Origin of the sequence: Mycobacterium sp. Marseille-P9652, from assembly GCF_902652685.1 — a bacterium.
Taxonomy (GTDB): domain Bacteria; phylum Actinomycetota; class Actinomycetes; order Mycobacteriales; family Mycobacteriaceae; genus Mycobacterium.
In genome coordinates, this window is the sequence record NZ_CACRUY010000096.1 from 1 (window position 1) to 9,447 (window position 9,447).

Annotated in this window: 11 protein-coding genes and 1 pseudogene; 8 read left to right on the top strand and 4 right to left on the bottom strand. The window is 69.2% G+C overall.

Annotated features, from left to right (window positions below):
• Positions 1-34 precede the first annotated feature (34 nt).
• Positions 35-925 carry a bacteriorhodopsin-like gene (locus tag GPY60_RS25720; RefSeq protein WP_197283840.1) on the bottom strand — a complete coding sequence of 297 codons (891 nt, stop codon included), beginning with the start codon at positions 923-925 and terminating at the stop codon, positions 35-37.
• Between the two features lie 152 nt (positions 926-1,077).
• Here GPY60_RS25720 and GPY60_RS25725 point away from each other — a divergent pair, with 152 nt between their 5' ends.
• The 4 genes from GPY60_RS25725 (at position 1,078) to GPY60_RS25740 (ending at position 4,329) form a co-directional block, all read left to right on the top strand.
• Positions 1,078-1,659 carry a TetR/AcrR family transcriptional regulator gene (locus GPY60_RS25725; protein WP_156690520.1) on the top strand — a complete coding sequence of 194 codons (582 nt, stop codon included), beginning with the start codon at positions 1,078-1,080 and terminating at the stop codon, positions 1,657-1,659.
• 66 nt (positions 1,660-1,725) lie between these two features.
• Positions 1,726-2,481, top strand: coding sequence for a 3-oxoacyl-ACP reductase FabG1 (gene fabG1, locus GPY60_RS25730; RefSeq protein WP_156690521.1), 756 nt, complete (start codon positions 1,726-1,728; stop codon positions 2,479-2,481).
• Between the two features lie 30 nt (positions 2,482-2,511).
• A complete protein-coding gene (inhA, locus tag GPY60_RS25735; protein WP_156690522.1) occupies positions 2,512-3,321 on the top strand; it encodes an NADH-dependent enoyl-ACP reductase InhA in 810 nt (269 codons plus the stop codon).
• A 6-nt stretch (positions 3,322-3,327) separates the two neighbouring features.
• Positions 3,328-4,329, top strand: a complete 1,002-nt coding sequence (locus tag GPY60_RS25740) for a ferrochelatase (protein ID WP_156690523.1) — start codon at positions 3,328-3,330, stop codon at positions 4,327-4,329.
• A gap of 49 nt (positions 4,330-4,378) precedes the next feature.
• Here GPY60_RS25740 and GPY60_RS25745 read toward each other — a convergent pair whose 3' ends face one another.
• Positions 4,379-5,281, bottom strand: coding sequence for a hypothetical protein (locus GPY60_RS25745; RefSeq protein WP_156690524.1), 903 nt, complete (start codon positions 5,279-5,281; stop codon positions 4,379-4,381).
• A 57-nt stretch (positions 5,282-5,338) separates the two neighbouring features.
• Here GPY60_RS25745 and GPY60_RS25750 point away from each other — a divergent pair, with 57 nt between their 5' ends.
• Genes GPY60_RS25750 through GPY60_RS25760 form a run of 3 tightly spaced genes read left to right on the top strand, consistent with a single transcriptional unit; the run spans position 5,339 to position 7,312 of the window.
• A complete protein-coding gene (locus GPY60_RS25750; protein ID WP_156690525.1) occupies positions 5,339-5,776 on the top strand; it encodes an NfeD family protein in 438 nt (145 codons plus the stop codon).
• Between the two features lie 36 nt (positions 5,777-5,812).
• Positions 5,813-6,946: an SPFH domain-containing protein gene (locus GPY60_RS25755; protein WP_156690526.1), complete on the top strand. Its 1,134-nt coding sequence runs from the start codon at positions 5,813-5,815 to the stop codon at positions 6,944-6,946.
• A gap of 9 nt (positions 6,947-6,955) precedes the next feature.
• On the top strand, positions 6,956-7,312 hold the full coding sequence (locus GPY60_RS25760; protein ID WP_156690527.1) for a DoxX family protein: 357 nt from the start codon (positions 6,956-6,958) through the stop codon (positions 7,310-7,312).
• Here the strand turns inward: GPY60_RS25760 and GPY60_RS25765 are convergent.
• Positions 7,309-7,773, bottom strand: coding sequence for a nitroreductase family deazaflavin-dependent oxidoreductase (locus GPY60_RS25765; protein WP_231639835.1), 465 nt, complete (start codon positions 7,771-7,773; stop codon positions 7,309-7,311). The two genes, GPY60_RS25760 and GPY60_RS25765, sit on opposite strands and share 4 nt — an antisense overlap.
• A gap of 57 nt (positions 7,774-7,830) precedes the next feature.
• Here GPY60_RS25765 and GPY60_RS25770 point away from each other — a divergent pair, with 57 nt between their 5' ends.
• Positions 7,831-9,186: an MFS transporter gene (locus GPY60_RS25770; protein ID WP_156690528.1), complete on the top strand. Its 1,356-nt coding sequence runs from the start codon at positions 7,831-7,833 to the stop codon at positions 9,184-9,186.
• Positions 9,187-9,231: 45 nt separating this feature from the next.
• Here GPY60_RS25770 and GPY60_RS25775 read toward each other — a convergent pair.
• Positions 9,232-9,447: pseudogene (locus GPY60_RS25775) on the bottom strand (amidase family protein); the annotation flags it as partial.

Below are 9,447 nucleotides of genomic sequence, written 5' to 3' on the forward strand. Positions count from 1 at the left end.
GAAGTTCGGTCGCGCCGTCGGGGCACGGGGCGGGTCAGGCCGTCGCGGCGGGCGTTCCGCTCTGGCCCCGGCCGGCGATGACCCGGGCCGACCTGCTGCCGCTGCCCTGCGTCACCACCGGCTCGTCGCCGTGGCCGCCCTCCTCGACGGCGAAGCGGGGGTCATCGGCGCGCGACTTCGCGCGGGCGATCTTGTAGATCAGCAGGCCATAAAGGCACTTGGACAGGATGTCGGCGATCGAGTATCCGCCCTGCTTGGCCACCCACGCGGCCGCTCCCGCGTGCGAGAAGTAGAGCGGAATGATGTAGGCGATCGGGTACACGCCCCAGGTGCCCAGCAGGAGGAACCGAATCCCGCCGACGGTGTTTCGCACCGACTCGGGCTGGCGGTCCAGCGAGCGGGTCAGCTCCACGAAGAGCACGTAGAGGATGTAGAGGAAGGGGATCGTGGACAGCAGGCCGAACACGTTGCGAACCGTGTTGTCACCGCTGATCTCGCCGGGATAGCCCAGCGCGATCATCAGGGCCGACGCCGGAATGAGCCGGTAGAGCAGCGAGGCCTGAAGCTTGCGGGCCAGCGCCAGGACCACGACGAGCTCGGTCAGCAGCAGCGGCACGGTCAGGAACCAGTCGACGTAGCGGTAGGCCTCGTTGAACGACTGGCCGGCGGCCTGGACGTAGGTCCCGCGGCCACCAGGGGCGGTGGTGACGAACGCCTCCTTGAAGGAGTCGAAGATGCGGAAGTAGTGGTAGGCGGCGATACCGCAGACCATCGCGGAGATCACCACGGCTTGCCGGTAGCGAGCCAATACCCGTCCTTGCGTGGCGAGCAGGAAGATCGCGGTGAACAGCTGGGCCGCGATCGAAAACGACAGGAGGTTGTAGACCGTGTCGAATTGGGAGTGGGTCAGTTCATTGGGGATCATCGTCGAACCTTTGAACTCGAGGGGGAAGGAATAAACGAATCGTACAGTAATGAACAGATAGTTCACTAGTGGTTGATTGATAAACTTCTGCTCGATTCATCGAGTACCTTCTAGGGCATCTGCCGCACCAACCGAGCAGAAAGGACGGATCGATGGCCCCCGGTGAAGCCCGCGAGGCGGGTGAAGCGCCCGCCGACGCACGCATAGTGCGAACCCGGGCCGACGTGGCGCGCACGGCCTTCGACGTCCTCATCGAGGAAGGGTCCGAGGCGCTCACTCACGCCCGGGTCGCCGAGCGCGCCGGCTACTCGAAGACAACCCTCTATAAGCATTGGCCGGCGAAATCCGACTTGGCGGCTGCGGCGTTGGAGGCCCTTCGCGACTTTCAGCATTACCGGCCCACCGGCGACACCCGCGCCGACCTCATCGGCGAACTCACCACGTTTCGTCAGGCGGTGCTCGACCTGCGGCTCGACCTGGTGCTCTCGGCAATGGCCCAGTGGGCAACGCTGGACGCGATGCGCGAGCTCAGAACCGAGATCAACGCCGAAGGCCAGCGCCCGATCCGCACGATTCTCGAACGGGCCTTCCAGGGCGCCGAACTCGAGGCCGCGACCTCCATGCTCTCCGGCGTTGTCGCCTGTCCTTCGCTGATGTTCGGCACGGTGCCCGACGACGACGTCATCGAGGCCGCCGTCGATCTCGTCCTGCGGGGCGCCCATCGGACCCCCTGACCCTGCGAGCGGCGGATGTCGGCCCCTGTTTTCGGGCCCGCGCGCCCGGGACGCTAGGTTGGCGGGGTGACTGACACGGCCACGGAGAACACCACCGAATACGCAAGACCCGCATTCGTTTCCCGCTCAGTGCTGGTCACGGGCGGTAACCGGGGGATCGGCCTGGCGATCGCGCGGCGCCTCGCGGCCGACGGCCACAAGGTGGCCGTCACACACCGAGGATCCGGGGCGCCCGAGGGCCTGTTCGGCGTCGAGTGCGACGTCACCGACAACGACGCCGTCGATCGCGCCTTCAAAGAGGTCGAGGCACACCAGGGCCCGGTCGAGGTGCTGGTGTCCAACGCCGGGATCTCCAAGGACGCGTTCCTCATCCGGATGACCGAGGAGCGGTTCTCCGAGGTCATCAACGCCAACCTCACCGGCGCATTCCGGGTGACCCAGCGCGCGGCCCGTAGCATGCAGAAGAAGCGATTCGGCCGGATTATCTACATCGGCTCCGTCTCCGGCAGCTGGGGCATCGGCAACCAGTCGAACTACGCGGCCGCCAAGGCCGGCCTTATCGGCATGGCCCGCTCGATCTCCCGGGAATTGGCCAAGGCCAACGTGACCGCGAACGTGGTCGCGCCCGGCTACATCGACACCGAAATGACGCGCTCGCTGGATGAGCGGATCCAGGAGGGCGCACTGCAATTCATCCCAGCGAAGCGGGTCGGCACCGCCTCCGAGGTGGCGGGGGTGGTCAGCTTCCTGGCTTCCGAAGACGCGAGCTACATCGCCGGCGCGGTGATCCCCGTCGACGGCGGCATGGGCATGGGTCACTGAGATCAACCTCTAAGACATCGAAGGACGGACATGGCAGGACTGCTCGACGGCAAACGGATTCTCGTCACGGGGATCATCACCGACTCGTCGATCGCGTTTCACATCGCGCGGGTCGCCCAGGAGCAGGGCGCCGAACTGGTGCTCACCGGGTTCGACCGGCTGCGCCTGATCCAGCGGATCGCCGACCGGCTGCCGAGCAAGGCGCCGCTGATCGAGCTCGACGTCCAGAACTCCGAGCACCTCAACACGCTGGCCGACCGCGTCACCGAGGTGATCGGCGCGGGCAACAAGCTCGACGGCGTGGTGCACTCCATCGGCTTCATGCCGCAGACGGGTATGGGCATCAACCCGTTCTTCGACGCACCGTACGAGGACGTCGCCAAGGGCATTCACATCTCGGCGTACTCGTACGCCTCGCTGGCCAAGGCGCTGCTGCCGATCATGAACCCCGGCGGCGGGATCGTCGGTATGGACTTCGACCCCAGCCGCGCCATGCCGGCCTACAACTGGATGACGGTGGCCAAGAGCGCGCTGGAGTCGGTGAACCGGTTCGTCGCCCGCGAGGCCGGAAAGTACGGCGTGCGCTCCAATCTTGTTGCGGCGGGCCCGATCCGGACGCTCGCGATGAGCGCGATCGTCGGCGGCGCGCTCGGCGAGGAGGCCGGCGCGCAGATCCACCTGCTCGAGGAGGGCTGGGACCAGCGCGCGCCACTGGGCTGGAACATGAAGGACGCGACGCCCGTCGCCAAGACGGTCTGCGCGTTGCTGTCCGAGTGGCTGCCGGCCACGACGGGGACCGTCATCTTCGCCGACGGCGGCGCCAGCACCCAATTGCTGTAATCAGCAATGGAATTCGACGCGGTCCTGCTGCTGTCCTTCGGCGGGCCGGAAGGCCCCGAGCAGGTGCGGCCGTTCCTCGAGAACGTCACCCGGGGTCGCAACGTGCCGCCCGAGCGTCTGGACGAGGTCGCCGAACACTACCTGCATTTCGGGGGCGTCTCGCCGATCAACGGGATCAACCGCGCGCTCATCGCCGAGCTGCGCGAAGAACTCGACCTGCCCGTGTACTTCGGCAACCGCAACTGGGGGCCGTATGTGGAAGACGCCGTCGCGACCATGCGCGACAACGGGATTCGTCGGGCGGCGGTGTTCACCACGTCGGCCTGGAGCGGGTACTCGGGCTGCACGCAGTACGCGGAGGACCTCGCGCGGGCACGGCAGGCGGCCGGGCCGGACGCACCGGAGCTGGTCAAGCTGCGCCGCTACTTCGACCACCCGCTGTTCGTCGAGATGTTCGCCGACAACATCGCCGCGGCAGCGCGAACGGTCCCCGGCGGCGCGCGCCTGGTGTTCACCGCGCACTCCGTGCCCGTGGCGGCCGACGCGCGCCTGGGCCCGAACCTCTACAGCCGCCAAGTCGCCTACGCCGCAAGGCTGGTCGCGGACGCGGCCGGGTATACCGATTTCGACGTGGCCTGGCAGTCCCGGTCGGGTCCCCCGCAGGTGCCCTGGCTCGAGCCCGACATCGCCGACCACCTCGCGGCCCTCGCTCAGACGGGGATCGGGGCCGTCATCGTCTGCCCGATCGGGTTCGTGTCCGATCACATCGAGGTGGTGTGGGACCTCGACACCGAGTTGCGCGCGCAGGCCGACGCGGCCGGGATCGCGCTGGCGCGCGCCGCCACGTTCAACGCCGACCGCCGGTACGCCCGGCTGGCCCGGGGCCTGATCGACGAGCTGCGCAACGGCCTTCCGCCGGAACGGGTTTCGGGGCCGAATCCGGTGCCGGGATGCCTCGCTGGCGTCAACGGCGAGCCGTGCCGCCGGCCACACTGCGCGGCGGGCTAGCGGCGATCGCAAGCGCGTCGTAGCCGGGCGAAGCGGGTCGCCGCCAGGACTAATCCGCCCAGGCCGAGTGCAGGATGGCGGTGACGGCGGCCATCCGCGCCGAGCGCACCACCGCTGTCAGCGGGCGCAGCGCGTCGCTGGCGATCCGGGCCTCCGACGACGATTGGGTGCCAACCGGTTCCAGCCCTGCGGCGATGGGCGCCGCGAAACGATCGGGGGTGTCGGCGGGCCGGCTCAATCCGGCGCTCACCGCGATGATCGCGTCGACGTGCGCCGCGTTCTCCAGCACCCGCAGCGCGCGCGTCGGCGCGTGGTCCGGAATGCGGTGCTGGCGAGCCGATTCCAGCAACTGCTCGATGAGACCTCGGGGATCGTCGACGTCGGCGGCGGACGCCAGGCCGATCTCGCCCAGGGCGTCGGCGGCCGACCTGACGGCCGAGCGCAGGCTGTATTCGGCGTCGCCGAGTTCGTAGTGGGTCAGCACCGGGGCGCCGGGCAGCGAGTAGACCGTCCACGCCAGCGCGCAGGCTTCGGCCGCGTCGGTCTCGTCGAAGTCGTCGTAGGCGAATTCCGGGACCAGTCCGATGGCGGCGGCCGGATTGTCCGGGTTGGTGACGATCACCGCCTCGCCCGCGGCCAGGGCGTCACGCTGGAACTGCGTTCCGGCCGCCAACCCCCGCACATCGCCGGGGATCGGCATCACGACGTTGATGGTGCCGGCGGCCGCGGGGCGGCCGACCGCGGCGCGCAGCGTCTGCAGCAGCGAGACGGTGCCGGCGTCGTGCACATCGGGCCACGGCAGGCCGGTGTGACCCGCGGCGACGGCATCATACGCGGTGACCGATTGCTTTGGCGCCCATAGCGATAACGCGTCCAACACGTCGTCGGGCGCGGCCTTCCCGGCGAGCCAGGCGTTGGCCCACAGGGACAGCGAGACACTTGGACACCACACAATTTCGCAGTGTAGTTGTTCCGTCCGCGGAAGGCCGGAAACGCGTATTCTGACCGCATGCCCGCGGCGGTCATCTGGCTGATATTTGCGCTGGTGCTTGCCGGTGCGGAGGCGCTCACCGGCCATTTGTTCCTGGTGATGCTCGGTGGCGGCGCGCTGGCGGCGTCGGTGACGAGCTGGGTCACCGATTGGCCGGAGTGGGCCAACGGCGCGGTGTTCCTGGTCGTGTCGGTCCTGCTTTTGCTGCTGGTGCGGCCCGCGCTGCGGCGGCGGCTCACGCCCGCTCCTGGACGGCCGACGGGAATCAAGGCGCTGGAGGGCAAGAACGCGCTGGTGCTCAACCGGGTGACCGGGAACGACGGCCGGGTGAAGCTGGACGGCGAGGTGTGGACGGCCCGCCCGCTCAACGAGGGCGACGTCTTCGAACCCGGCGACAAGGTGACCGTCATGCACATCGACGGAGCCACGGCGGTGGTCTTCAAAAGTGAGTTGTAGCGGCGTCGGGAGTCGCTGCGAGAGAAAGGAAGTCCGGTGGTAGCTGGATTGGTGGTGCTGGCCGTCCTGGTGATCTTCGCCATCGTGGTGGTGGCCAAGTCGGTGGCGCTGATACCGCAGGCCGAGGCCGCGGTCATCGAACGACTGGGGCGGTACAGCCGCACGGTCAGCGGGCAGCTCACGCTGCTGGTGCCGTTCATCGACCGGATTCGCGCGCGGGTGGACCTGCGCGAGCGGGTGGTGTCGTTCCCGCCGCAGCCGGTGATCACCGAGGACAACCTGACGCTCAACATCGACACCGTGGTGTACTTCCAGGTCACCGTCCCGCAGGCTGCGGTGTACGAGATCAGCAACTACATCATCGGCGTCGAGCAGCTGACCACCACCACGCTGCGCAACGTCGTCGGCGGCATGACCCTGGAGCAGACGCTGACCTCCCGCGACATGATCAACGGCCAGCTGCGCGGCGTGCTCGACGAGGCGACCGGCCGCTGGGGCCTGCGGGTGGCCCGGGTGGAGCTGCGCAGCATCGACCCGCCGCCGTCGATCCAGGCGTCGATGGAAAAGCAGATGAAGGCCGACCGGGAGAAGCGGGCGATGATCCTCACCGCCGAAGGCAACCGGCAGGCCGCGATCACGCAGGCCGAGGGCGCCAAGCAGGCGCAGATTCTGGCCGCCGAGGGCGCCAAGCAGGCCGCGATCCTGGCCGCCGAGGCGGACCGGCAGTCGCGGATGCTGCGCGCCCAGGGTGAGCGGGCGGCGGCGTACCTGCGCGCGCAGGGGCAGGCGAAGGCCATCGAGAAGACGTTCGCGGCGATCAAGGCCGGCCGGCCCACCCCCGAGATGCTGGCCTACCAGTACCTGCAGACGCTGCCGGAGATGGCGCGCGGCGACGCGAACAAGGTGTGGGTGGTGCCGAGCGACTTCAGCGCCGCATTGCAGGGATTCACCCGGATGCTGGGCACGCCGGGCGAGGACGGCGTGTTCCGGTTCCAGCCCTCGCCCGTCGAGGACGCGCCCAAGCACGCGTCCGACGACGACGATGACATCGCGAGCTGGTTCTCCACCGAGACCGACCCCGCGATCGCGCAGGCCGTCGCCAAGGCCGAGGCGATCGCCCACCAGCCGGTGGACGGCCACCCCGGTGCGCCGCCCGAGTTGACGCAATAGGAGGAGCGCATGAGCTTTCTGACCTCGCCGAAGACCTACGCCGGGCTGGCCGCGTTCCACGCCGTGGACGCCGCGGCGTGCGCGGCGCAGGTGGCCCCCATCAAGGAGGTTCTGGACAGGGTGGGCGTGCCGGAAAACGTTCGCCCGGTCATTCCGGTGGTCAAGGCCGCGGCCGCCGTCGGCCTGGCGTCGGTGTTCCGGTTCCCCGGCCTGGCGAGGCTGACGACGGCGATGCTGACGCTGTATTTCGTGCTTGCCGTGGGTTCACACCTCCGCGTCCGCGACACGGTCGCCAACACGCTGCCGGCGGTGTCGTTCCTGGCGTTGTTCGCCGCGATGACGGCCAAGGGGCCGGATTCCGGCTAGTCGCGCCGCAATTCGACCATCGGCAGCGGGGTGCCGGCCTCGGTGATCGGGGCGCCGAAAGTTTCCTCGAGCACCGGCCGGAACCGCTGCCACGTCCGCGGGTGACGGCTCCGGTAGGCGGCCAGCGTGCGGTCGGCCTCCGCCTGGTCGAGGACGCGCGCGGTGGCCCGTCGCGGCGGTTGGCTCCCGACGTACACGCGCACCCTCGGGTTTGCCTCAATGTTGCGCAGCCACTGCGCCTTTCGCCCGAAGCCGGAGACGACGACCCAGGTGTCCGGTCGCGGATGGTCGACGACCTCCAGGACGGCGTAACGCCTCGCGCCCGACGTGCGGCCGATGTGCTCGAGCATGAGCAGCCGCGAGCCGAACAGCGCGCCCGCGCGGGCCTTGTACAGCCAGATCGGTGCGCGCACCAGGCGGCGGGAGCGCAGCAGCCGCGCCCCGAGCGCGCCGGCTCTCACGGCCTTCCCTTCGCGGGCGGCATAGTTGCAGGCCGTTCCGGGTATGTTGCCATCTCAATGGACGAGGCAGCGGTACGTCGCTCGACACATCGGTCGATCCAGGGCACGGCGATCGGCAACTTCATGGAGGCGTACGACTTCACCCTGTTCAGTCTGGTCGCCACCCTTCTGGCCCAGACCTTCTACCCCGGCAACAACGCCGGCGCGGGCAACCTCATCGCCACCTTCGGCACGATGACGGCCGGATTCGTCGTGCGGCCGCTCGGCGGCTTCATCTTCGGTCCGCTCGGCGACCGCATCGGGCGCAAGCCGGTGCTGGTGATGACGATCTCGATGATGGCGGTGTGCGCGACCGCGACCGGCCTGCTGCCCGGCTACGGCACCCTGGGCATCGCCGCGCCCATCCTGCTTACCGTCATCCGGGTCTGCCAGGGCCTGTCCTCCGGCGGCGAGTATGCCGGCGCGATGACCTACATCGCCGAATACGCCCCCGACAACAAGCGCGGGAAGCTGGCCAGTTTCCTCCCGGTGGGCACCCTGGGCGGCTTCGTGGCCGGCGCCGTCCTGGTGACGCTGTTGAACGCCGCGCTGTCGCACAGCGAGATGCTGGCGTGGGGGTGGCGCGTGCCGTATCTGCTGGCCGCCCCGCTCGGGCTGATCGCGCTGTACATGAGGTCCCGTCTCGACGAGTCGCCCGCCTACGAGCGGGCGCACCGGGAAGCTCCGCAATTCGCCGGCGGCCAGTACCGGCGGACGATCGTCCAGCAATGGCGGCCACTGTTGCTCTGCCTCGGCCTGGAACTGGCGATCAGCGACACCAGCTACATGGTCAGCGGCTACGTGCCCACCTACCTGAAGAAGACGGCGCACCTGCCCGACACCATGGCGCTGGCCATGGTCCTGGTGCTGCTTGCCGTGTTGATGACCGCCGTCGTGTCCATCGGCAAGCTGTCGGACCGCATCGGGGTCAAACCGCTGATGTGGACGGGGTGCGGGCTGCTCATCGCAGTGTCGATGCCCGCTTTTTCGTTGATGCGGTTCGGCGGCGACTATCCCGCGAAGTTCGCCGGTGTGCTGATCGCCGGCGCGCCGATGCTGTTCCTGAGCAGCCTCGAGCCGGCGATTCTGCCCGCGCTCTTCCCGACCAGCGTGCGCTACGGCGCGCTGTCCATCGGCTTCAACGTTGCGGTGTCGGCGTTCGGCGGCACCACCCCGCTGATCGCCGAGTCGCTCGTCGCCGGCACCGGCAACCCGATGGTGCCCGCGTACATGCTGATGCTCGCCGGCGTGATCGGCGCCGTCACTCTGTTCTTCACCCCGGAAGTGGCCGGCAGGCCGCTGCCGGGCATGGAACCCGAGAGCGGCGCCGCGCGCGAGCCGAGCGGCCTGATCGAGACCCGGCCCTTGGAGTAGCTCGTCAGCGCTGACCGGTCGGTGGCGGCGACGGGGACTGGCCGGGGCCGGCGGGCGGTTCACGCGGAGGCCGTACCACACGTGGTCGGGCGGCTCGGGCGACACCGGGTGGCGTGGGGGCTTCACGCCGAACAGGCCGAACCACGTCGGGGGAAGGCGAATCGAGCCGCCGCCGTCGGATCCCAGGGCCAGGGGGGCCAGCCGGGCGGCCACCGCGGCGGCGCTCCCGCCGCTGCTGCCGGCGGGGGTGCGGCGGAGGTT

Excerpts from the sequence above, each read along its gene's own strand:
- GPY60_RS25720 (WP_197283840.1), bottom strand. The coding sequence starts at position 925 with ATGATCCCCAATGAACTGACCCACTCCCAATTCGACACGGTCTACAAC.
- GPY60_RS25725 (WP_156690520.1), top strand. The coding sequence starts at position 1,078 with ATGGCCCCCGGTGAAGCCCGCGAGGCGGGTGAAGCGCCCGCCGACGCA.
- inhA (WP_156690522.1), top strand. The coding sequence starts at position 2,512 with ATGGCAGGACTGCTCGACGGCAAACGGATTCTCGTCACGGGGATCATC.
- GPY60_RS25740 (WP_156690523.1), top strand. The coding sequence starts at position 3,328 with ATGGAATTCGACGCGGTCCTGCTGCTGTCCTTCGGCGGGCCGGAAGGC.
- GPY60_RS25750 (WP_156690525.1), top strand. The coding sequence starts at position 5,339 with ATGCCCGCGGCGGTCATCTGGCTGATATTTGCGCTGGTGCTTGCCGGT.
- GPY60_RS25760 (WP_156690527.1), top strand. The coding sequence starts at position 6,956 with ATGAGCTTTCTGACCTCGCCGAAGACCTACGCCGGGCTGGCCGCGTTC.
- GPY60_RS25770 (WP_156690528.1), top strand. The coding sequence starts at position 7,831 with ATGGACGAGGCAGCGGTACGTCGCTCGACACATCGGTCGATCCAGGGC.